We start from the raw sequence: 24,843 nt of genomic DNA, 5'->3' as shown, positions 1-24,843 counted from the left end.
TGCCCCATTTGCCTTTATTTCAGCAAGATCGTCTTCTTTGTATCAGTGAACTCGTCAGAAACCATCTGGTAGAAATAAATTCCCGCAGCAAGCCGTCGCCCATTCTCGTCCCTGCCATCCCAGTAAATGGTGTAAACTCCTGGTTTCTGTTCGGCGTCCACCAGTGTCCGCACTACCTGACCGAGACAGTTGTAGATCTTCAGCGTCACCTTGGTAGGATGAGGAATTGCATAGTGTATTCTGACCACTCCCTTTGCAGGATTGGGCATAGGCGCTGAAAGATTGTATGCCACAGGGATAATATTACTACCTTCGCTAATGCCTACTGGACGGATATCGCCATTGATCAAAGTGAAAGTCCTATAATACCAGGCACCCCAGTTCTGTGCACGATATGATGCATTGTCGCGGCCCCGGACAAAGAGTGTGCAGATATTAACCACATTCGGCGTGTAAACTAATCGGATAGAACCGGCAACATCTTCAACAATCTCATCCCATGCACCGTCCACGACCGTCATCGGTACTTCGCCACTTGAGGCATTCGGACTCTTGGCAATGTAACTTGCTGCACCGATTGTGCTCAAACCAGTTTCAGAATCACTCACTACAGCCGTAAAGGTCAAAACGGTGTCAGTCGAAGTTACAAATTTCGGGTTATTCGCCACGATGATTGAATTCGGTATCACCTTTGGACCAAGGTCATCATTGCCCGCAATGTTAATCCGGAAATTGCCGGTCTCGGCAAAGCCCCTCATCGATGGATAGACATTCTTATCATTGACCGTCACCCGCACCCGATATCTGTTGCTATTCTGAAGGGTACTCACATTCCACGAATAAGGCGAAGTAAGATTGGTCCCAGAAGCAATCAGATACCAGGTTGAACCACCATCAGGTGAGTATTCAATCCAGGTAGTATCAATCTGGGCGCCACCATAGGCGGTTGCAGTCCAGGAGATGGTGATTGGGCTTGAGGTATAGGTCTGACCTGCCACCGGCGAAGAGATTGTCACATCCGGATGGTCATGGCCAATCAGCCAGATGAACATGTTATTGAGAATATCGGTCCGGGTGGTACTATTGGGATTTGTAGTATCAATCTGAGTGATCTCAAACGCGTTGGTTACCACCCTTGTCCGCTGGCCACCCCAGACACCATCACCTGGTGTTCCCATATTATTCGTCGATTCCCATTTGATACCGCAAGAATCATTCGCCGCATTACCATGCCAGACATAAGTTCCAGTTCCTGCTGCACCAGTCCCGGAAAGCCTAATAGAATCACCTGCTGCGCCCTGCCGGAATGGTTGATAAGTCACACCCGCTGTATAATTTCCAGAGATCGGATCACCCGCAATACCTCGCAAGGAAGTCCAGGTGGTAGCGGTGATATCACCAATATAACGGAAATGGAGATAGTCCTTGGCGAAGATCGTATCCACCCGGCTGTATTGCCACGTATCCCAACCAATATCATGACCGGTCATGGCAAAACGGGCACCACCATCATGATAGGTCTTTATCGTCTCTTTCTGGGCAACCGTCCAGACTGGATAGTTTTCCTGTCCGACCTGGAAATATACGGCTTTATACCACTTTAAGTCGTTCCGTCTATACTGTCCCTGATCCTTGGTTGACCACCAGTTATAAGTCCAGCCACCAGCAATGAGCGCATTCTTCATGAAGTCTGGATGAGCAAATTCAGTGCCCTGGAGATTGTTGTTCAATACCACAACCAGAACATCTATTCCAGCCTGAGGTTTTGTCTTGAAGGTATAATGGAGACCACCATTGTTGTCGCGCACTGCGTTGCCGCGGAAATCTTTTGATTCCACATCATAATAGTAGATGGTGTTGGGCGTTAATCCTGTTAGTTTTACTCGATGCGGCATGCAGTAAGGAGTATCAACTTGCGCTACAAGGTTGAGATTGTTTGGATTCGTGCCATAATAAACCTTGGAATTTGCACCTTCATTCGTATTCCAGCAGATATCTACTGATGTAGCATCGATGTTCTCACAATGGACATTGTAGATGTTAAAATACCAGGCATCAACCGCTGCCCAAGTGGTAGAAACATAAGAAGGATTATTATCGGTATAGGAGACATAAATCGTATCACCCTGGCAGACAGAGAGTCTTCCATCACCATGGACTGCACCACGGAAGAGCAACGGTATCTCACCTTTGAAGACATATGCACTCTCCGCAAGCTCCACGCATCTCAGAGTTTCGGGTTGAGTCTCAATGTATTTCCCAGTTAGCACAACACGGACTGTATCCCTAATTCCAACCACCCCATAGTTTGGGTCCTCAACTCTTACCCGCACGGTGTCAATAATGAAATCATTGGCACGATAAACTGCCTTATCAGTTGTAACAACTCCAGCAACGGTCGCGGCAGTATAGGTAATCACCAAAGCAAAGGGCTGTGGTCCATAGGGTACATTTCGGCCTTCAATCCTCACCAGCCAGTCGCCGGCGGTCGGTGAATTTACCCTTACACATTCCTCAACATTAAGGGAATCCCGACCAGGTGGATTTGCCACTGATTGACCCCCAGAGTATTGGTTACCACGATAATAGGTGTTTCCCACCTGAACATACAGATCAAGGTCATTTACAATCTGTTTATTGACTGCTGGGTTGCCTGGATAATCGGTCCAGACAAGGGTGATCTTTAAATTCGCGGCACCTGAAGGAACACTGAAATGGTAATCCTTTCGCTCACCGGTCAAAATACCGATGGTATCATCGACGAGGAGCGTCTTACGGGTATCACCGGCAAAATATAGTGTGGAATCAAGGTCAACCCGACCCCAGCCGATATTGTTATCCGGAACAGTTCCACCTGAAACATTTGGGTCCGCGCAGTTTATCAATATCGCCTTTATCATTGCCGCACTGATATAAGACCAGGCATTTCCGGCGACCTTTTTACCCGTAGGATACCAACCCTCTCTTAAGTATTGTCTAACCAGTGCACCTGCACCACATGCTCCAGGCGAAGCCATACTCGTTCCAGACATCGTTCCAGTTCCTGTGGTTCCGGTGGTGGCAGAAATAACACTTGAACCTGGCGTGCAGATAGTTGGTTTGATACGGTTATCATCGGTTGGACCACGGCTGGAATAAGAAGCAAGGGAATTGGAAGATGTGCCATTACCAGTGGCTCCAACCGAAACACAGTTTTTAGCTGTCGCTGGAGAACCTACTGTATTCGCTGACGGACCAGAATTTCCATTAGAATAGAATAACAGAAAATCCTTATGAGCCCACATGAACTGATCGACATTGAGGCTCATGCCTGTATATGCACCCCCCACATCTGCACCCCAAGAGTTGGTGCTCAAATACGCCCTTATTCCATGGCTCGCATAGTATTTGTTATAAGGCCGGATATAGAGATCATTCAAATCCCCAAAGGTATAGATCGAAGAACTCGTATTATCACCACAATCATTGTGGTATATCCGGGCACGTTTGGCCACACCATCATAATAACTCGTCCCTAAAGTCGTATCATTCCCTGCTGCAGTACAACCGGTATGGGTGCCATGATAAGAAGCACCAGAACCATCACCAAATACTATTTGAGCCGGTGCACCAGAATCATAGGCAACGATTTTATTATGCGTCGGATATACACCCCAGGTCGTAATCTGGGCACTACCGGCACGATGCAGATAGTGCTGGGTATTGATTCCTGAATCACAATGGTTGATGATTTCACCATCACCGTAAATCCCCATCCCCCACATCCGGCGGGCTGTATCATCATTGTTAGGTGGGGCTGTTGAACGATAGCCAGTCATCACTACCCACTGAACATTGACATTATAGGCATGAGGCTGGATATAGGGTTCAATCCAGTAAATCTCTTTGATATTCGCCAGTTTATTCAAGTCCGCCTTATTAACCGTGCACCAGACCATTTTGTTGATACCATTGTCGGAAGTGATAATATCCCGGGCTAAGGATACTGCCTTGATTTTTTCCAGAGCCACGGTCATATCAGCATCATTGAAAAGCAGAATCGTCACCACATGTTCACCATCAACCGCATCAAAAAGCCGGGAAATCTTATAAGCCGGCTGATAAATACCCAACCAGTTAACTGCTGGATTAGCCAAAATGGCATTTTTCTGTGCTTGATTCTTTAGAGAGATGACAAATCCATAGTTGGGAATGTAGAAATGAATCTTCGCACCCTGTGCTTCAAGCCAGTCTTTCTCAGGTCCATAGATCGGTCCTGAAAATTGAACGATATAGTAGCCAGTTTCATCATCCCGATATTGTGTCTTTAGATCCACAGGTAAATCCGGTTCACCATTTTTGCCCAGAAGTTTGGTATCAAATGAAATACCGTTGGAGAAAGCAATCTTCGTTGCATCTCCATAGGTAACAGGAATGAATTGAGATTTAACCTCGCTTGAGAATACTGGAATGATGTCGGTGCGGTCTACTGGACTTTCCCAATCATTTTTTTGTTCTTCTTTTTGAACCGGTTGAACCGGCGTGGGCACCTGGGTTTTTATTGCCCCCAGTGCCAGTGTTGCTATTACCATTAGAATCGCGATTTTTTTCATAGCCACTCCTTTCTTTTGATAATTATTTTCTCTCATGTTTTTTATTTTTCTCACCCCCTTTCATCTCCCAATTATATTTTTTTTCTTCATCCTGTCAATGATTCAAAAGAATTGCTTTCCTGATCACATTCAACTGACCCACTTTCAGACGAACAAAATAAATTCCCGATGGTAATTTCCGGCCCAGATTATCCGAACCATCCCAGATAATGTCTGATATTTGATCCAGCCTTGCAGGATCCAGATTAAACATCCTCACCTGACGTCCCAAAACATCATAAACCACAAGGCTAAAATCTTTAACCGCCTCCCTGTTTTGACCAACCAACTTGCTGCTCGGAATCTTTAAACGGATCACACAACGATCCTTAAAAGGATTGGGATAGACCCCAAAATAAAATCTATCACCACCGCTCTTTGTAATAACTTCTCCAACATTCGCCCAGTAAAGCGACTTATAACAACCCGAATTATAAGGATCATAACGAAACTTAGGCCATTCGAAAAACTGCCCATCTAAATCAAAAACCCAAAATCGATAATCATTCGCGCCAATCATCAACTCCAACTTACCATCCTGATCAATATCGTAAAGTGCCGGCGATTGTTCAATCCGAATACCAAAATGAATTGGATAACCACTAACCAACCCACCATTACTATGAAACGCATACAAATTCCAATCACCAGCTCCACAAACCAAATCCATCATACCATCACCATCCACATCTCCAACCACTGGTAACTTAAACTCCCAACCCAACGAAACCGGAAAACCTGAAACTATATTACCCAACGAATCTAACACCGAAAGAAACATCGAACCCCGATTGCTGCCCACAACCACCTCTGGACGCCCATCCCCAACCACATTCGCGAGCACCGGGTACCCCTCAACATCACCCAACGCCGGGATATATCTCTGCCATACCAAATTCCCATTCATATCTAACAGATGGACCATGTCTGTAGAATCCGTATAAAAACAAATCTCCAGCGAACCATCCCCAATCACATCACCCAAAACCGGCGAATAACACATCTTTGCCGCCACCTGCTTAGGAAAGACACCAAAATAATTACCATGACGATCCCAAATAAATAAAGAGTCTGATTGTGAACCACCACATGCAACTATCTCTAAATCCCCATCGTTATTTAAATCACCCACCGCTGGCGAGCCTCCATGCCACCCATATAAAACTTTTAATATTCCATCTGGGGAATAAACACCTTCACCTGTATGATGAAATACATAGAACCTTCCAGCCTCTGTTATAACAAATACCTCTAAATCTTCATCATTATCAATATCCGCTAATACTGGTGAACCAATTATCGAACCATCAAGACTCTTGGGCCAATTATCCATAGGAATCCAACTAATTCCGGATCTCCGCAAAATATAAAGATTCTCTCCCCACCGCCTTATCCCAAGACAGATCTCTAAATTGCCATCCCTGTCCACATCGCCCACCGCCGGCGAAGACCAAATCTCGGAATTACAAGAAAATATTCGCCCATATGGATCTATACCCACCGGCGTGCCATCACAATGCCACATGTAAACATCCCCATTCCGCGAAGAAACCACCACCTCCAATCCCGGATAATCCGGATCCAAATCACCAAAATTGGGTGAAGAAAATAAGTAACCAAAAACCATCCGTGGCCAACCCAAAGCCACCGCAGGATTAACCCGCGCCTTTATCGTATCCGAAGCATATCCCTGATTCAACGAAGAATCCACGGCCACCACATAATAATAATAATCCCGCCCCAACTCCACTCCCAAATCCTCATAATAACTCACCCGCGTAAGGGGATTCCCAATATACTCAAAATCACCATTCGGTTCCAACGCCCGATATATCCTATAGCCAACCGCACCAGAAACCATAACCCAATTCAAAACAACAGAATTAGGAGTACCAAACGCCCAAAGCGAATCCACCCGCATAGGCCTACCCAAAACCACCTGCCGTTCTTCAGCCTGCCAACCCCGACTGTAAAGCGCAAAACTATAAACAACCCGACCCGGATAATTCAACATTAAACGAAAAGTATCTCGTGCAGAAACAACATGACCCGAACTCACTCCTCCAAAATAAACCAGACTGTCCAAAACTACCACTGTATCCGAATAACTCCTGACCAATGCATAAACCGAATCCGCATCACCACTTCCGCAATTCTCAACAACCGGCAAAACCTTATAAACTCCGCCATCCAAAATATAATCCTGGGTAAAGAGCCTTAACACCGGTGCTTCAACCGTAAAACTACAGGAATCAGAATAAAAACCACCAATATCCAAAGCCAAATAAACCTCATATCCATCCGGCGTCCAAGGACCTATCGCAATCCGTAAAGGCGTGAGATTCTCCTCCACCCCACCCGGCATGATAACGCCATACCGCGCCGTATCCACCAGAATAGTAACAAAACTATCCAAAGAAGCAATCCGCAAAAAAACTGAATCCAAAGGCTGAGTGCCTGTATTACGCAAACCAATGAAAAGATCAATAATCTCTCCTGGATTGGGAATACCATCACCATTCCCAAGAGTATCCACAACCCGCTGCCCCTGGTAGACAAGGTAACCGGATAATGGCAGCACATATAAAGAATCAATATAAGGCACACAGCCATCGGCAATTATCGTGTATTTCAAAAAACCTGTTGAACGGGTGCGCAGAGGGGTTACCGCAATACCGACAAAACCTGAATCTTTTAAAAATACTTCATTTTCCTTGTAGTATACTACCTCAAATCTTTCAATCATGGGGAAGATATGTAAAGTCAAGGTATCATATCCTACATTTAAGGTGTCCGGGTCTACCAAAACCGAATCTATCCGATGTGGCACCACCGACCATAATTTCAAAGTTGGGTCTCCAAGTAAATTAAGCGAATACTGAAATACCCGATGCCAGTTATCAAACTGAGCATAGGGAATCCACGGGATCTTGCTAAAAGCTAGGGAGACACTGAGGGGTTCAGAAAAAAGATTGGGGAATAGAGTCCTTATATAATCGATATGATTATAAGCTGCACTGGAACTAGTTGGCCCAATGTATCCAATACCGCCACCATGGGAATTCATCACCCAGTGCTCGCCCAGGCAATCTTCCTGGAATGGTCCGGTAAAGCAAGAGATGACCACCATAAATGGATAGATGTTATTAGCCAAAGAGTCAAAATCAAAATTGGAGACATATTCTCGAGGAGTTGTCCTTGCTCGCAAAAGGTTAACATCACCATGGGCAAGCCAAGTAATAAGATTGTAACCTTCTTTTATGCCCCGAAGGATCTGTTGTTTTGAGCTTTCGTTAAAAAAATTTCTTCCAAAATTGCCAGGTAAGAGGGGACTCAATTGATTACGGGCGATATAATAAGAGTCATTCTGAGACCAGAACATACTTGTGACAAATAATGCCTGACGCTGCCAGGATTCGTTAGAATTGGGAGGCGTCTGGAGAGCAAAAAGATAGGAAAGGGTCTTGTTGAGATAATGCTCCACATCATCTGGAACATGGGCAGGAATTCTTCCTACAAAGACATCAGGATAAAGATCAATGGAATCCGAGACCTCTCCAAACTGTTCATCGCCATCAAAATTCCAGTTGCCATCAAGGTCGGAATAATAAAGGTCGGTGGTGAAATGAGCCGGATACGATCCCATCACATAATCCACCCATACCCAGCGGGTAGGAATATCTGGCACATCATTGCCCAGTAAAACAAAACTCACCCCCCATTTTTCTACCGCATCTCTGATAAAATTGCGCAATTTCTCTGCATCATCCACTCCCAAATAATGATTCCTGATCCATTCCATTGTCTTGATTACACCATTAAACCCGAATAGTTTTTTATAACGCAGAAATTCTTCGTAAACTGGAACAAAGGGTTCAGTCGTGACTATAATTAAGTCTAATGGAGTCCCTGAAAAAGATGGTAAATCAGAAGGTAACAGATCTTCCGTATTATCTTCAATCGATACCTCTGGGTGATGGATAGTCCCTCCCAAAAATTTAAATTGGGACATAGTTTGGAGTATATTCTCAAATATCTTCTGGGAAAACCTTGTCTGCCGATATGGCTTTATCCCTCCAGCATAAGGTTCGGTCTCAATATCTAAAACCAATTTCCTGAGAACATAGAGTTTTTTTGTTATTGGCTCATATCTAAAAGGGGCAATTAAAATTTGCCCGAGGTGATACCCCCGAAGATTCCCGGAATGAAAAGCAATAACCAGATTTTCTGGATAAAATCCGGGATACTGGTAAATCTCGGAATCCGGACCAAAAAATTTCAATGGTCCATTGAGGAGTGCTGGAGGCTGTACTGGAAATAAGAGATACTCGCCAGCAATTTCTTCCCATTCGGCGGCAGCGATATTCACATTTTTAATCTTTTGATTGGTAGGTAAAAATAGGGTATAAACAAAAGAAGGAATCTCCGGGCTCCCCGGATTTCCGACTGTTACACCATTTTCCAAACAGATTTTTTTGTATCCTTCAAAATCAGAAATTGTATAATTGAGTTGGTCCACCGGAACAGTTATGTGTAGTGAAAAAATAAGTGACGGTAGGATTAACAATGGTGCCAAGATTTTTATTTTAATCATATTTACCCCTTTATGTGCGGGGCTCGGATTTAAATCCGAGCCCCGCTCTTTAGGTTATTTCGACATCACGAACTTCCGGACAACGGAACCATGTTCTGTCTCCATGTAGCAGAGATAGACACCACTCGCACACCGTTTATTATTCTCGTCCATTCCATTCCAAATTATTGTCTGGGTACCCGGCTCCACCTCACCGTTCACAAATGTCTTAACATGTCTTCCTGTGATATCGTAAACCGCAAGTCGCACTCTCATCTTGACCGGCACCGAATAATTGAATTTCACGGTATTTTTGAAGGGCGTCGGCATACCAGGGGAAAGGCTTATCTTCTCAAGCGGTCCTGGTTGCAGTTCTTCATCAATACCCACTCCTGGAATACCACGGAAGCCGAGTATTTTAACAATCGCCCGGTTGGGGTTTTGAGCAATCGTCAACCAGTAATTACCATCGCGTGGGTCATACTCCACACCACGGACATTCCAGCCCGGTAGGGTAACTGAGTTTAAAACTGCACCATCACTTCTACGCAGCTCATACAGTACAATCTTAAGTAGTACTGGAGTTGCATCACTACTGAAATGTGTATACACAAGTAACAGCGTTGTATCAGGGCCATAAGGCTCTATCGCCAGTCCCCTGGGTCCATAGTTATCACCGATTGTCAGATTGACTGATGAAACATTTCCACCCAGGGTATCGCAACGATAAATTATTGGTGTCGCACCAGCCGATGTTCTGCGGTCTGCCGCATATAACCACCTTGATGTTGGCATCCAGGCAAGCCCTGTTGGATAATCATTTGCGGGATTGGCAAATTGTCTCAAAACCGTGCCACTGGTGTTGATTTTATAAATTATCCTACTCGGCGCGGTAGGATTCGGATCAGCCGCCACCCAGAAGGTGTTATCATAAGCACAATATTTAATATCGGTTGGGCAGGAATCCGGAGCAGGAATTGTACCCAGATAGGTAACATTGCTGTCCGAAGTGTACATCACAATCCCGGTAGTCCGGCGGTAGAAGTTGCAAACATAAAGCCGGTTGTTTTGTGGATTATAGCCTAAACCATAAAGGAAGTGGGTATCACCCGGTGCTACCTGGACGGTCTTGGGACCCCAGATTACATGGACTTCGTTGATCCCGACCTCAAGGCTGAATTCAATATCCTGCACATAGCCACCGCCACCGGTGAGATGCAGAATAAAGTCCACAAAGGTTCCTGCGGGTGTCGTTGAAGATATGGAAAACCGGAATGGAGAACCACCATTATGGGCTGTGCCACCAACAGCAATGTCTCCAAAGTTTCCTACAGAGTCGATTAAAGTGATATAAGAACTTGTTTTTCTTAAAACACCCACACAATTGGTCACCCCCACATTGGAGAGATTTCGGAGTGTATCAATGAGATATACCGTCTCTCCTGCATCACACCGACCATTGAAATTTCCACCAGGAGGAGGATCGTAAATTCGCTGACCCGCAATATGAAGGACAGGACTCGTAGTTGGACCAAGACCACCCGAAACAACTAAGGCATAAGGCTGGTTTGTTCCCTGGGGTACATTCGTTCCTGTTACCCTGATCACCCAGTTACCAATCTCAGGGACATTCCGACGCACACATTCTTCAACATTCCGGTTATCAGCAGAACCACCCGGTGCAGATTGACCACCGCTATAGACATTTCCCAGATAGACTGTACCGGTGGGACTGGTAACTCGTAGATCAAGATTATTTACCAACGTCACACTCGCTCCTGCTGTAGCCGGATAATCAGTCCAGACCAGCGTGATTTTTAAAGGTTCAGATTGATTGTTCACCGTGATGGTAAATTCATCAAACTGACCCGTAGCAACGCTATCATAGGTTACCCAGAGTTTACGCACATCACCGCTGAAGAAGAGTGCATCATCAAGACAGACCCTACCCCAGCCGGTGTTATTATCCGGAATGGTTGAACCTGCGATTGAAGGATGAGCACCGTTTATGATGATTGCCTTCACCAGAGAAGCAGGAATGAAACTCCAAGCATTTGCTGGGTTTGAATCACCAGAAGGATAAAATCCCTTAGCAAAGTATTGTCTGACAATCGCGGCGTTGCCTGCAGCACATGGTGTTGCCATGCTTGTTCCTGCCATTCCCAGATAGGAATTATTATTAGGTCCTACCGATGAAAAGAGGAAATATCCCGGTGCTGTGACAGTGGGTTTTATCCGGTTATCAGCAGTGGGACCACGGCTTGAAAAATCTGCCATATAAATTGCCGCGGTGCTATTCATGGTCGCACCGACGGTAAGAATATTTTTGGATGTTCCGGGTGGGTAAACTGTATTTGACCCCGGTCCACTATTCCCTGCAGCATAACAGATTAAGAAGTCCCTGTTCCGCCACATAAAGGAGTCAGTGGTAACGCAATATGAAGTATAAGAACCCGCACCACTCGTGGAACCCCAGGAATGTGAAGAAATTCGTGCAGCACCACCGGCATTACCATTGTAAGGTGGAAGGTAGAGATTGGCAAGGTTTGATGGAACCGAAAGAGAACCAGTAGATGTTCCAATATCCATAAAGAACATCTTTGCCTTCAATGGCATTCCATCATTCGGATTTGTCCCATTGACATAGGAATCGTCGCCACAAATGGTTCCGGCAGTGTGAGTCCCATGCCAGCTACCGCCTGCATTATCACCAAATGCCGCCGAGGAACCCGTGGGTTGGAGATAGGCAATGATCTTGCGGTGGGTGGGATAATTCCCCCAGGTTGTGATTGAAACGGCAGGGTCCCGGAACATATCATGGGAAGTGAGTATTCCTGTATCCGCAGTGTTCACCACCTGTCCTTGACCCATCAGGTTTTTGCGCCAGATTCTCCTATCTACTTGCTTCCAGGTCTGGGTCACCCACTGAGCCGATTGATTATAGGCAACGGGTTGGAGATATGGTTCAATATACATCACCTCTGTCATCCGGGCAATCGTATTAAGATGATTCCGCTCGGACTGGATTTTAATCACCCGACAATAATCATCATCAGAAATCTCCAAGATTTTACAACCAAGGTTTTCGAGTTTGCGCTTTAAAAGATAAATGTTCTCATCCGGGAATGGAAATACAAGCCATTCATCTTCATCGGGCAATTCTTTGAATAAGGTGCTGATTTTGTAAGCAGGCTCATAATTCCCTATCCAGTTCACAAAAGAGAGCCCTTCAACCAAATCCTTTTTACTCCTATCCATCCGTGCAATAAAGGCATTGAACGGAATATACTGAATGAGCTTCACTCCCTGAGCTTCAATTGTTTTCTTCATATCTTCATAGACCGGTCCTTTTATGTGGATCAAGTAGTAATCGGATTCGCCAGTGAGCTCGACCGGAATTTCCGGTAATCTTTCCCGTGGGTTAAAATAGTAACCCGCGATAGCAATGTAGTCATATTCAGGAAGATAAGGCGGTGTGTATGTTCCACTCTGGTAGGCAACCAGACAGGATTCATTAACGACAATTAATGCAACCAAAAGCAATCCCATTTATCCTCCTTTCTCATGATTAAAAAGAAATACGCAACCGTTATTTCTTTTTAAATCTCACCCCCTTTCTTTTTTCCAACTTTTGTACATAATTATTCATGCGCGTTAATGGATTCAATTCTCTTACTATTATATATTTTAACTAACTTTCAAAGAATGTCAAGGGGTAATCGACACCGTCCTTTAAACTTATAAACCCGGTCAAATCCCCATGTCTTGGCATATTGGAGTGCCTCAGCTATCCCTTTTCCCAGATCTGCGGTCCGGTGAGCATCAGAACCAATGGTAATGACCTCTATCCCCGCATCTTTAGCCAGTTTAACAAATTCGGGTGCAGGATAGAACTCATTATGCCGGCGCAGACCCGCGGTATTTATCTCCAACCCGATCTCATACTCTGCCATGAGTTTAAAAAGTCCATAAACCCGGTCCTGATCAAAATTTTTAATCTTATCACCATAGAAATTCCATCCATATTTTTTGTACACATCAAAATGGGCAATCGCATCAAATAAGCGGGTGCGGACGAGCAATTCCATGGTTGAAAAATAATCTTCAAGGAGTTTTTCCACGGAATGGGTTTGAAAATAATTATGACATTCCTTAGAACTATCAATACAGATATGCTCAAGGCAATGGACTCCGGCAAGGAGGTAATCGAGTTCCAATCCATCAAGTATCTCATTTAACCTTTTTTCAATCCCTTTGAAGAAACCAACCTCCATTCCAAATCGGATATTGAGACCCTTTTTTGTGTATTCTTCACTGAGTTCAAAAATTTCTTCTTGCAATTGACTGAACGCCTCTCGGCTTAACGGTCGCACTGTTCCATTAATCCTTACCAGATTATCATCCCTTAAAGGATCCAGTTCACAGTGATTGGTAAAGCAAATCTCTTTCAAGCCCAGTTTCAATGCAGATTCACAATATTCGCGTAGAGTTCCTTCCGCATCAATTGAGTGCTGGCTATGGATATGATAATCAATCATGTAATCCCGTCTTTTAACTAAGTGATACTACAATATCACCCGCTCATCAAGGGGTTCAAATCGATCGGCTTTTTCTTTTAAATCATAAGCGGTATTTTCCGGGAATGAAAATATCTCCACTCGTTTATGACGGTTTTTCACAAATTCTACAAGTGGAACAAAATCACCATCACCTGAGGCAAGTACAATAGTATCAACGTAATCGATCATTCCCAGAATATCAAGTGCAATCCCCATATCCCAGTTAGCCTTTGCCGAACCATCCGCCCGGGTTCGCACATCTTTTATTTTTACGATATATCCGATATGTTCAAGGCTCGTAGCAAAAGGTTTTACATCTCCTTCAGGGGGCTGGACGATATAGGCGTACGCCTTAACCAGATTGCGGTCGCCGGTGATAAGACGCAATAATTTTTCATAATTGACTTTTGCCCCGTAACTCATCTTAGCCGAATAGTAGAGATTCTGCGAATCAACGAATATGGCGATGTTTTCTTTCTTGGTAAGTGTAGAAGACGCCAACAGGGTGCGGAGCAAACGGACCTCATCGTGAAGTTTTATACTCCATTCAATATTTTTGTTGAGCAAAGATTTGATATCATCCAGGAGCTGAAATAATACAGACGATTTTTTATTTAAGATTTCGGTTATTTCCTCTCTAAAGGCATTCGTTTCCATAGTTCACTCCTTATCTTCACCTATTTCCCGCCTTTTAAAAACTGGCAAATACCGATATAGTCCGGGTTTGGATTTTTCATCTGGGGCATTCGTCCAGACCAGAATATACTCCTGCGTTCCCCGGACATCAACAAAGATAAACTCCAAGCCGTTGTAATACTGCCAGTATTCATAAGGCTTGGCTTCTTCAAATTGTTTATTATCCACCTCATCCGGTGGTCCGTATTTTATGTAAATTCGCCCGCGGTCGGTTTTGGAGCCAGCCAAATATCCCTCCTGAAAATGTGCGTCCGCATATTCATACCTTTGGGCTATCTCTTGATAGTTATGTTTCTGCCAGAATTTCTTCAGATACAATTTCTTTCCCTCTCCATCCAAACCCTGAAAGTGCTTATATTCTTGCGGACTGACAAAATACTCAATCGCCTCGTAATAAGGCAAATCTTCGGTAGTTATCTCCAGCGGTTGGACTTTTGCCTCCTGGATTTGAAAATCTACTTGTTTGGCAAGATGCCGGGAGTTTACGGAATCGTCCACCATGACAGTAAGTTGATAAGAATCGGGCTTCAACGCTTCAATATTTATCCCCAAATTCAACGCCTGTCGGGAAAACTTTTTTGCGACATACCTGGTTATTTTCCTTACGGTTTTTTTGTGGGAGTCGGTGATAAGATAAGTCACCCGCAAACTGTCTCCAGCAATTTTAATATTGTATAGTTCGTAGTAAATAAAAAGATTTTTCGCTTTTGACTCAAAAATTCCTGATGGATTAGGTACCACGCGCAGATTACCCTTGGTCAAAAAACCGCCGGTAGTATCCTGAGTAATCGATTGGGCTAACAGGATATCGCTCATCAGATAATCCAATTCCGAAATCGCTCGCCTTCCTTGGACCTTACCGTATTTATCCTGGCAACTAACGGTGACTGACCAGTCATATTCGCCCTGGGTAAGATACCGGCCAAACTGGAGATAGAATACCATCTGCTCCTTAGCCGCTTGGGAAAAAGAGGGAATGGTGAATTGATAACTTAAAGAGTCCAAAAGCGAATCAGCCAGTCTCCGGTTAACTATCTTCAATTTTACTCCACAATCAGCAATTATTTTGCCCCCAATTTCACGATAAAAAAGTTCATTATAAGGAATGGCACAGTTGAACTCCAGATAAAATATATTTTCGATCCGGGTTTCAGCACCTGAGGAATCCATCGTCGTCAATGGGGTGTGATACAATACCGGCTGGACAAAAAAATTAATGGTGCTGAATAGACTCACCAGCAAATTCATATTCTTTCTCCATGGGGGTTGATAAGAATATACTCACCGAATCCATGACGGTCATAGAAAATAAACTTCAAATTCAATCGATAGTAGAACCAGATTTCATAAGGCTTGGTGGAAAGTTCATAAGGACGGGATTGAATCTCATCGGGTGGACCGTATTTAACATATATCCGACCCCGGTCGCTCCGCCACCCCTTATCCCCAAAAGAAAAATGTTCCTCGGCATAGGCAATGCGTTCAAAATATTCGGCTTCTTTTTCATTATATTCGGTATTCGGCGTTGGGTCGTACTGCTTCCAGAAAGTCCGCCACAGCGAATCACGCTCCTCTATGCGGGCTTTTCTCAGCTGATCCATTTCTCCAGGTGTAGCGATATACTCCAGTTGAGCGACTTTCAGATACCAGGTCTTATCATCCAGATAGAACGGCCGATCGATCACCACCGGGATCACCGTATTTTCAAGATTACCTTCCCCTTTTTTCACCTGGAGGTGTAATTCATAATTCCCATTGGATAGTGGTGCAACATAAAATCCCACTGTATCATCATAAATTCCCTTTTCCAGCAATTCAGTCTTCTTCATTCCATGAAACTCAACCAGCATCCACTCAGCATTGCCTTGCTGATTGAGAATGGTGAAAGTTACCCAAAGTGTATCCCCGAGCAGCCGGGAACGGATATTCGCGATATAACTTAAAAGGTTAATATTTTCTTTTACATTCAATAACTCGGATCCTTGCAAATCCAGAATCTTTAGCTGAAACTTTTTTGAACGTGCGGGAATCCGGATTTTTAACGAATCATATAAATTTTCGGTCGTCCTTTCTTTTTCCCGATACCAGTACTCCCCGGTGAGCTGATTACCCTTTCGATCGAATACCAAAAGTTGGATTTCATAGGTTGCCATCGCTACCGAATCCAGATTGGTAAATCGTAAAATTTGGGGTGGGATTTCTAAGCAAAGATTTAAGATGTAAGTAGAATCATCAAAAGGAAGATAAGCCGCTTGCCATTTTATGGTCGTCAATAACAGCAGCAACATCTCAGGATTTCATTTTTTGGTGGTCTTTAAAAACTTCGTTCAGTGCCTGATCAATCTTTTTAACAAATTTAAAGGTCAATCCCTTTTTCACATGTGCGGGTATTTCCAGTAAATCTTTTTTATTTTCTTCGGGCAAGAAGATTGTATCAATGCCTGCCCGCTTTGCTGCGATTACCTTTTCTTTAATACCGCCTACCGGAAGCACCCGGCCGGTGAGGGTGATCTCACCGGTGAAGGCAATCTTGGGATCCACTGGCTGGTTTCTAAAAAGAGAACTTAGTGCCACAATCACCGCCAATCCAGCTGAAGGACCATCCTTGGGAATAGCACCGGAAGGAATGTGAATATGCAAATCGTATTCATCTAAATTTTCTTTTATACCCCATTTTTCAAATTTGGTTTTCAGATAGGAAACCGCGGCTTGACAGGATTCTTTCATCACATCCCCGAGTAACCCGGTAAGAATCAATCCTTTTTTACCCCGGACTTTCAACGATTCAATGAAGATAATCTCTCCGCCGGTTGGTGTCCAGGCAAGCCCGGTTGCCAATCCTACTTCTCCTTTCCGGGCTGCAACTTCGGAGAATATCTTTGGTGGACCCAGGAATTCTACGAGGTTTTTTTCATCGATACGGACCGGTTTTTTCTTACCTTCCGCAAACCGCCGTGCCACCTTACGGCATATTGAACCAATCTCCCGTTCTAAGTTTCGTACCCCGGCTTCTTTGGTGTAATTGTTTATTATCATCTTTATTGCTGATTCTTCAAATTGGATATTCTCTGGTTTCAGTCCGCATTCGGCAATCTGCCGCGGGATTAAGTATTTTTTGGCAATCTCAACTTTTTCTTCAAGGATATAGCCTGGCAGTTCAATAATCTCCATCCGGTCTTTAAGCGCCGGTATGATCGGATCAATGAGATTGCCAGTAGCTATGAACATCACATTTGATAAATCAAATGGAACCTCCAAATAATGGTCGGAAAAGGCATAATTTTGTTCTGGATCCAGAACCTCTAAAAGGGCACTAGATGGATCCCCCCGAAAATCCGTACCAATCTTATCAATCTCGTCGAGCATAAACACCGGATTTTTAGAACCACAGGTCTTAATGGACTGGATGATCCGGCCCGGCAATGCACCAATATATGTCCTCCGGTGTCCCCGGATCTCCGCCTCATCCCTGATACCTCCCAGGGATATCCTCACAAACTTCCGGCCCAATGCCCGGGCAATGGACCTGCCCAGGGAAGTCTTGCCCACTCCAGGTGGACCGATAAAACAGAGAATCGTTCCTTTAGAATCGGGTTTTAATTTTTTCACCGCCAGGTATTCCAGAATACGCTCTTTTACTTTTTCTAAATTGTAGTGATCTTCATCCAAAATCCTCTTTGCCCTTGCCAGATCATGATTATCCTCGGTAGCCACCGACCATGGTAAGGAGATCAACCAGTCCAAGTAGGTACGGGAAACCGTATACTCGGCAGCCTGGGGTGGCATCTTAGCGAGGCGGTCGAGTTCTTTTAACGCCACCTTCTCTACATTCTCAGGCATCTTGGCTTCTTGAATCTTCTTCCTCAATTCTTCAATCTCTCGGGTATGTTCATCGGTCTCGCCCAATTCCCGTTGAATCGCTTTTAACTGTTCCCGAAGATAAAACTCTTTCTGACCTTTATCAAACTCACTCTTCACCTGGGAACGGATCTTGGCACCTAACTCGAGAATGCTTATTTCTTTTTGTAAAAGGGGGATCAGTTTCAAAAATCGATCTTTGGGGTCAGCGATCTCCAGTATTGCCTGTTTTTCACTAACCTCCAGATTGGTATAACCGGTGACAAAATTTATCAGGCGGTCCGGATCATCGATATTCAAAACGATTGCACCCAGCTCATCTGGTAGATAGGGTGCCAAAGAAACGAGTTGTTGAAACATGGTCACGACATTTCGCATCAGAGCCTCAATCGACATGGTCTTCTTGTAGCCGTCAGGATAAAGTTGAATCTTCGCCTTCAAGTAGGGTTCGACTTGGGTAAATTCTAAAACACGAAAACGCTTCAATCCCCGCACCAAAAGCCTAATCGTCCCATCCGGGAATCGCAACATCTTGGTAATCTGAATGACGCAACCTACCTGATAAATCTCTTCAGGCTTGGGTTCCTCCACATCGGGATTACGCTGGGTGATCGCACCCGCCAGCTTATTGGTGGTGAGTATTTCATCGATCAATTTTGCAAGTTTGGGAGTCTGGATGATTAAAGGGACCATCTGATCCGGGAATATTACGCCCCCTTTTATCGGAATAATACCCAGTTCCTCAGGAATTGTTATCTCTTTTTCCTCCATCGTTAAGCCTCCTCAATAGGTATGATATGTTCTTTTAACACCGGAAATTTTATCGTCAAAACGCCTCTTTCTAACTTATAATCCCCGTCTTTTGCCTCCACCGGTAATGGAAAATCAATCCGCCGGAAAAACCGACCGTAGGAAATTTCCAGGTTGTGAAAAACTACATTCCGATATCCAGGTTGTCTTACAATCAAAGGACGTTTGACGCCCGACACGATCATGTAATTCTGACCGACATTGATGGTGATATCTTTTAATTCCACACCCGGTAGTTCAATGCTGATGAAAATTGTTTCATCCACTATATATAAGTCGTAAGATGGTTCCCAGTTAATCAGCTCCACACTCTCAGATTCTTCGATGCTTTCATCCAATGACCTCAATACCACTTTTATTTCAGCAACCTCCAGTTTTTCCATGCCGCGCGCTCGGGTATTTTTCATGATAAATTATAATGCAAAACTTTTCCCTGTCAAGTTTTCTCTCATCGGGGTAGCAAAAAGCCTATCGGCAGAATCATCTCCTCCAGTGAGATACCTCCATGCTGAAAAGTATACTTGAATTCCCGCTCATATTCCGTGGGTTTGGTAGGGTAAATAAAATAGTAATCTTCTTTGGCGATTATAAACCGAACCGAGGCATCTTCGGCGGGCAGATAAAATGCTCCGGGATTATTCAAAACCAGAGCGGTTTTTTCATCCACCCGGAGTGCGGGACCGTATTTATAACGTAGATTGGGAGAAATTTCCCGGCCTCCATAAACCACCGTGGGTCGGCGCACATGAATAAAACCGTGGTCGCTGGTGAGAATGATCCGCCGTTTTTTAGTAGCAATGGCTTTGAATAGTTCAAAAAGCGGTGAAACAGGAAACCAGTAACTTAAAAGATTGAGTAAGATCCGTTCATCATCAAGCAATCCTTTCATATCACCCCGACCTGGAATAGAATGGAGCAAAAGATCAAAAAAGTTAATTATCACGATGGTAATATCACTCCGGTCCTGAGCGATTTTAGAAACATTCCTCTCGATTTCTTCAATGGTCGACAATTTATAAAAGTTGAAATTTATTTTCAGACTATTTCGTTTCAGCAATTCTGTAAACAACTCTTTTTCGAACCGGTTCTGCCCTTTCTCTTCAAACAACCAGTATTGGGGATACCCTTGTAAAATCTCCAGGGGTAAAAGCCCGGCGAATATACTATTGCGGGAATAGGGTGTGGCAGACGGGAGAATGGAAAAATAATATTGAGTATTTATTTCAAAGAAATCACGCAAGTAAGGCTGGAGCTTTAAATACTGATCAAGACGCATGGAATCAAATATCACAAAAAACAAGCTCCCTTCCTGGAGTGTGGGGAAAACCACGGTCTTAAACAGGCTGTTAGAGAGAATCGGGCCGCGACCTTTAATAAAATCTGGATAGTTGTGGACGATATACTTGGTAAAACCCGCATTGGCGCTCCGCTTTCGTTCATTATGAATCTCCTTCAACTCCTTGCTCCCGTATTCCAGAAACCGCAAATCCCAGGATACCAAATTGCGATAATACTCAATCCAACCATTATAATCTTCGGGCTCAGCAAGGACATTAAATTGACTCGCATAATCTTCCGCCATTTTTTCTTCAATCAAGTGGCGTCTTTTAAGGATCCGGTTCAACACCGAAAGAATTTGATTAAAACTGAAGGGTTTGGTTATGTAATCATCAACCCAGCCGCTGTATGCCTGTTTCATCAATGCCTCTTCTTCGCTTTTGGTGACCATCACCACCAGTTGCTGGGGATTATCAAGTTTTATTCTTCGCAGAACCTCTAAACCGTCTACCCCGGGCATTATTTCGTCAAGAAAGATGAGATCAAAAACCTCGCGACTGGCTAATCGGATACCATCCTCACCGCTGGTTGCGGTCTTCACCTCATAGCCCTCTTGATTGAGCAAATAGATAAAAGGTTTTAAAAGTTCAATCTCATCATCAATCCATAATATTTTCATTTTCCACTCCCTGGGATATAAATCTGAAAAGTCGTGCCTCCCGGACCGGTCTTTTTTAAAGTGAGTTTGCCCTTGTGGTACTCTTCAACAATCCGTTTTGTCAAAACCAGTCCCAATCCCCAGCCATATTTTTTGGTGGTATATCCAGGTTTAAAGATATCCTTTGCCTGTTTGATTCCCGGTCCGGTATCAGCAATTTCAATGATCGCATTATGGTCATCAGCCTCGGTTTTTATTGAAATGGTCCCAGGCTTGGGACCAATGGCATCAAGACCATTCTTCAAGATGTTTTCTATTGCCCAGCCGAGAAGAATGTCATCAAATTTAATAGGCGGCAGAGGCCGATAATTTTCAATGAACTTAATTTGAGTGTGGGCACGCCGTTTGATATAACTCACCGCCTTCTGGATCACCGGTATCGGGTCCTTTTCAATCAGCCGCGGGGGCATACCGATACGGGAAAATTTTTCCAGCACTTCTTTCATCCTCTGGGTATCCTCAACAATACCCTCAAAGATTTCGGGTGTAACATTTCTTTTTAAAGTCTCCAGCCAGCCGGTAAGAGAAGAAAGAGGGGTGGCAAGTTGATGGGCAGTTTCCTTGGCAAGGGAATACCATATCTTTTCCTCTTCGCTCTTCCGATAAATCAAATACCCCCAGAACCCCAGAAAAAGAAATGCCAAAAGAAAAGCGGTCATTAAAAAAGGCAAGATCTTCAATGAGCGGGTGAACGGTGATAAACCATAATGAACATAGCCGACGATTGTCGAATCCGAACCTGTCCGGATGACTATCGGAATCGGTCGATGTTCCCGGTCGAGTTTTTTAACGATTTTACCCAGATCTTTTTCAGGTACATTTTTTGCTGAATACGGTTGCCCCTGAGCATCGGTTAAGACGACCGGAAAGTCAATCTTTTCAATCACCTCCCGAAAAAGTAAAGCCAGCAATTCCTCTTCGCTGGCACCTGGTCCTGAGGCATAACTGGCAAAAATCCGGGATGTCGTCTCGGTCTCCCTCTTAATACGTCCCATTAGAAATGTGGAATAAGCATAAGTGACAACACCAATAACACCGATCCCGATTAAAAAGTAGATAACAAGGGTACGCGAAGTAAAACCACTCGTTTCCGGTAAAAGACTAACTTTTTCTTTCTTACGAAACAGCCATCTCATATTTTTTCTTCTTTTCCAGATAAAGACGCTTATCCGCCGTATCAATCAGCGTCCCAAAGTCTTGGCCATCCTCCGGATACACGGCGATTCCACAGGAGAACCGGATGGATTGTTTGAAAGATTTCCCCTCCTGTATGATCTTCCGGACCTGTTCAATCCGAAAACGCATAGCCCGGGCACCGGCCGCGGGTAAGATGATGATGAACTCATCGCCCCCGTAGCGAGTAATATATCCATCCTTTATAACATCACGCAATATCTGAGAAATCTTGCGGAGCAGTTGATCGCCGGCGAGGTGTCCGTGTTGGTCATTGTATTCTTTAAACCGATCAAGATCAATCATCGCTAACGCAATTGATTTAGGGGATCGGGCAATCAATTCCTGCAACTTCTCACGCAAAAATCGGTAGTTATATACCCCGGTGAGTTCATCGGTATAAGAAACAATCAAAATTTTTTCAAAAAGTTGGTTATTCTCTATCGCCAAGCCTAAAAAATCACCGAATGCCTCCAGTAACCGGATTTTGTTGCGATCGGGAATCCGATTATCTACCGGTTCGGCAAGCGAGAGGATACCGAGTATCTCGCCGGCCCGCGAATAAATCGGACTAATCAAAATATCACCCGGTGCCCATAAGTCATGAACCCTTTGCTGCCGATGGGCGGATTTGTATACTTCGTATTCCCTTATTTCTTCCATTACCTCTTCGCTGGGTATGTAGTATGAATTGGAAATCCGAAAGCGATCCTGCATAATACCTTTTATCACTTGGTATGGAGGATGAACCTTTTTCGCCTCCCGGAATTTTTTCAATGATATGCCAACTCCATGGAACCTTTCAAAAGTCCCGGTTTCGGGATTGTAAATCGAACACATGATTTTCTTAAACCCCAGAATCTGTTGGGCGCGACGCAGAACTTCGGTGAAGAAATGTTTCAACTCGTAGGGTGATAAGAGAAGTTTAGCAATCTCCTGCAAACCTCTGCTCTCCTGGAGTGCCTTGTTCAATGCCTGGAATAATTCAATCCTTTCTAGTGCGATCGCCGCCTGATTACCCAAAAATTTAAGGCGCATTATTGTGTTTATTTCGTTTGGCATCTTCTCAAATTCATCGAGTAAAAAGAAGCCACGCCCCCGATTTTTAATCGTGAAAGGCACCAGCAAAACCATCCCCGAAGCCAGCGTAGGCAAAAAGGACTTTAGAAAACCATTTTTAGTTTTATCTAACTTCATCACTTGTCGACTCCGAGAAAGTTGTCGGTATATCTCGGGAGGAAGCACTTTCACTGAGATACGCTTTTCTCTTCCTACCAATTGGTCTTCAATTGCATAATACAAATAAACCTTTTCCGTCTCAAGGAGTTTTTTTGCGGCAATCTCTACAAACCATATCACTTTATGCAACTCCAGAGTCGTAATCACATTCAGATTTAATTCGTTAATAATCTGGAATTCACTGATTCTCTCCCGCGCAATATTACTCACCCCCAGAATCTGCTGGATAAGCGCCAACAAATTTTTTAGTTTTTGCCTAATGGAAATAGGCAATCTTTCCCGGGGTTCAAATTTTAGAAAAAGTCTGTATCTTACACCATTCACTTCCAGGTCTTCAGCAAACAAATTCTCTTGGAATTTTGAGACTGCCTCAGGAGTAAGGTTATGCTGGTATAATATCCGATTTCCTGCAAGCAGCAGACAACCTTTACTTGCTAAATGTGTTGCCAAAAACTCCGCAAGCTGTATGACATCCAGTTGATACATCGGAATGGTGCTCAATTTGTATATGAGATTGTCTAACCGCCGGGCAATATCAGTCATTTGGTAAAAATCTCTTTTTTAAAAATCCGGGCAAATTCGCATATTTCGTCATCAGGACCGAAATAGGCATCACATAGATAAAGTTTCTTTAGGTCGCGAGTAATCTCATCTTTATTTTTTTTGCTTACTACTACGCTCCCGGGCCAAGACAAATGGTCTAATACTTCACTGAGGCTTTCGATTTGATTAGCAAATAACAAAGGTTTCTTTTCAGGCAATTCCCGGGCGACTGCCCGTAATTCAGTTTTAGGAAACCGGAAAAGGGAAACAGGATCAATATTAGGTATTTGGAAAAAATCTACCATTCCCTTCAAACCACCTTTGATGAGGATATTGTATAGGGGAAATGATTTTTGGTTGTAAAATGCTACTCTTTTTTCTACCGGTACCAAAACCGGCAATGAAGGATTGGGCTCGGGGTTAAGGTCAATGAGCCACCGACAGGATATTTTGCTAAGTTGATTTTTTAGCTCTTTAAATTCCCTGGTCAATATCTGGGGGGCTCGCCGGTAATAAATAATCTGGAAGAAGTTAACCCGGAAAGACTCGAGGTAAATACCAAAAGTTTCGGGCAAAAGCAAAAGCACCTCACCCAACTTTCTCATCCCGGCAATAAATGAAAGCGACCCCAGAAATTCCTTTATTCTCTCCGAAGGCACAATCAGAAAACTTTCCTTCCGGGCAACACCCACCGGATGAAACGGCTTATTAAATTTTTTCTTTTGAAATTTTAGATATAGCTGCCGTATTAAATCCATGTTAATA

General features: G+C 43.9%; 13 protein-coding genes. All 13 read right to left on the bottom strand.

Annotation, left to right across the window (positions count from 1 at the left end):
* Nucleotides 1-14: 14 nt before the first annotated feature.
* Entirely contained in the window at nt 15-4,592 is a 4,578-nt protein-coding gene (locus tag ABIL39_01530; protein MEO0164801.1) for a S8 family serine peptidase, read from the bottom strand.
* Between the two features lie 94 nt (nt 4,593-4,686).
* The gene (locus ABIL39_01525; GenBank protein MEO0164800.1) at nt 4,687-9,225 is read right to left on the bottom strand and encodes a C25 family cysteine peptidase; all 4,539 of its coding nucleotides are present in this window, start codon (nt 9,223-9,225) and stop codon (nt 4,687-4,689) included.
* Between the two features lie 54 nt (nt 9,226-9,279).
* Complete coding sequence (locus ABIL39_01520; GenBank protein MEO0164799.1) at nt 9,280-12,753, bottom strand: S8 family serine peptidase; 3,474 nt, start codon at nt 12,751-12,753, stop codon at nt 9,280-9,282.
* 149 nt (nt 12,754-12,902) lie between these two features.
* Nucleotides 12,903-13,742 carry a histidinol-phosphatase gene (locus ABIL39_01515; GenBank protein ID MEO0164798.1) on the bottom strand — a complete coding sequence of 280 codons (840 nt, stop codon included), beginning with the start codon at nt 13,740-13,742 and terminating at the stop codon, nt 12,903-12,905.
* A gap of 27 nt (nt 13,743-13,769) precedes the next feature.
* A complete protein-coding gene (locus tag ABIL39_01510; GenBank protein ID MEO0164797.1) occupies nt 13,770-14,420 on the bottom strand; it encodes an NYN domain-containing protein in 651 nt (216 codons plus the stop codon).
* Nucleotides 14,421-14,423: 3 nt separating this feature from the next.
* Nucleotides 14,424-15,707: a GWxTD domain-containing protein gene (locus tag ABIL39_01505; GenBank protein MEO0164796.1), complete on the bottom strand. Its 1,284-nt coding sequence runs from the start codon at nt 15,705-15,707 to the stop codon at nt 14,424-14,426.
* The gene (locus ABIL39_01500) at nt 15,704-16,747 is read right to left on the bottom strand and encodes a GWxTD domain-containing protein (protein ID MEO0164795.1); all 1,044 of its coding nucleotides are present in this window, start codon (nt 16,745-16,747) and stop codon (nt 15,704-15,706) included. The genes ABIL39_01505 and ABIL39_01500 overlap by 4 nt, the downstream gene beginning before the upstream one ends.
* Nucleotide 16,748: 1 nt before the next feature.
* The gene (lon, locus tag ABIL39_01495; GenBank protein MEO0164794.1) at nt 16,749-19,088 is read right to left on the bottom strand and encodes an endopeptidase La; all 2,340 of its coding nucleotides are present in this window, start codon (nt 19,086-19,088) and stop codon (nt 16,749-16,751) included.
* Between the two features lie 2 nt (nt 19,089-19,090).
* Nucleotides 19,091-19,534, bottom strand: coding sequence for an Hsp20/alpha crystallin family protein (locus tag ABIL39_01490; protein MEO0164793.1), 444 nt, complete (start codon nt 19,532-19,534; stop codon nt 19,091-19,093).
* 41 nt (nt 19,535-19,575) lie between these two features.
* On the bottom strand, nt 19,576-21,084 hold the full coding sequence (locus ABIL39_01485; GenBank protein MEO0164792.1) for a bifunctional response regulator/alkaline phosphatase family protein: 1,509 nt from the start codon (nt 21,082-21,084) through the stop codon (nt 19,576-19,578).
* Nucleotides 21,081-22,259 carry a HAMP domain-containing sensor histidine kinase gene (locus ABIL39_01480; GenBank protein MEO0164791.1) on the bottom strand — a complete coding sequence of 393 codons (1,179 nt, stop codon included), beginning with the start codon at nt 22,257-22,259 and terminating at the stop codon, nt 21,081-21,083. The genes ABIL39_01485 and ABIL39_01480 overlap by 4 nt, the downstream gene beginning before the upstream one ends.
* Nucleotides 22,240-24,078 (bottom strand): sensor domain-containing diguanylate cyclase, encoded by a 1,839-nt coding sequence (locus ABIL39_01475; protein MEO0164790.1) that lies wholly within the window; start codon nt 24,076-24,078, stop codon nt 22,240-22,242. Before ABIL39_01475 ends, ABIL39_01480 begins: the two co-directional genes overlap by 20 nt.
* Complete coding sequence (locus tag ABIL39_01470) at nt 24,075-24,836, bottom strand: hypothetical protein (GenBank protein ID MEO0164789.1); 762 nt, start codon at nt 24,834-24,836, stop codon at nt 24,075-24,077. The genes ABIL39_01475 and ABIL39_01470 overlap by 4 nt, the downstream gene beginning before the upstream one ends.
* Between the last annotated feature and the right edge of the window lie 7 nt (nt 24,837-24,843).

This window comes from candidate division WOR-3 bacterium (assembly GCA_039802205.1).
GTDB lineage: Bacteria > Hydrothermota > Tepidihabitantia > SM23-42 > JAOAFX01 > JAOAFX01.
This window is presented reverse-complemented; position numbering and strand designations above follow the sequence as displayed.

What these genes read in the sequence shown, in the direction of transcription:
- ABIL39_01480 (MEO0164791.1), bottom strand. Translation starts at nt 22,259, where the DNA reads ATGAGATGGCTGTTTCGTAAGAAAGAAAAAGTTAGTCTTTTACCGGAA.
- ABIL39_01515 (MEO0164798.1), bottom strand. Translation starts at nt 13,742, where the DNA reads ATGATTGATTATCATATCCATAGCCAGCACTCAATTGATGCGGAAGGA.
- ABIL39_01485 (MEO0164792.1), bottom strand. Translation starts at nt 21,084, where the DNA reads ATGAAAATATTATGGATTGATGATGAGATTGAACTTTTAAAACCTTTT.
- lon (MEO0164794.1), bottom strand. Translation starts at nt 19,088, where the DNA reads ATGGAGGAAAAAGAGATAACAATTCCTGAGGAACTGGGTATTATTCCG.
- ABIL39_01525 (MEO0164800.1), bottom strand. Translation starts at nt 9,225, where the DNA reads ATGATTAAAATAAAAATCTTGGCACCATTGTTAATCCTACCGTCACTT.
- ABIL39_01475 (MEO0164790.1), bottom strand. Translation starts at nt 24,078, where the DNA reads ATGACTGATATTGCCCGGCGGTTAGACAATCTCATATACAAATTGAGC.
- ABIL39_01530 (MEO0164801.1), bottom strand. Translation starts at nt 4,592, where the DNA reads ATGAAAAAAATCGCGATTCTAATGGTAATAGCAACACTGGCACTGGGG.
- ABIL39_01470 (MEO0164789.1), bottom strand. Translation starts at nt 24,836, where the DNA reads ATGGATTTAATACGGCAGCTATATCTAAAATTTCAAAAGAAAAAATTT.
- ABIL39_01500 (MEO0164795.1), bottom strand. Translation starts at nt 16,747, where the DNA reads ATGTTGCTGCTGTTATTGACGACCATAAAATGGCAAGCGGCTTATCTT.
- ABIL39_01505 (MEO0164796.1), bottom strand. Translation starts at nt 15,707, where the DNA reads ATGAATTTGCTGGTGAGTCTATTCAGCACCATTAATTTTTTTGTCCAG.
- ABIL39_01510 (MEO0164797.1), bottom strand. Translation starts at nt 14,420, where the DNA reads ATGGAAACGAATGCCTTTAGAGAGGAAATAACCGAAATCTTAAATAAA.
- ABIL39_01490 (MEO0164793.1), bottom strand. Translation starts at nt 19,534, where the DNA reads ATGAAAAATACCCGAGCGCGCGGCATGGAAAAACTGGAGGTTGCTGAA.
- ABIL39_01520 (MEO0164799.1), bottom strand. Translation starts at nt 12,753, where the DNA reads ATGGGATTGCTTTTGGTTGCATTAATTGTCGTTAATGAATCCTGTCTG.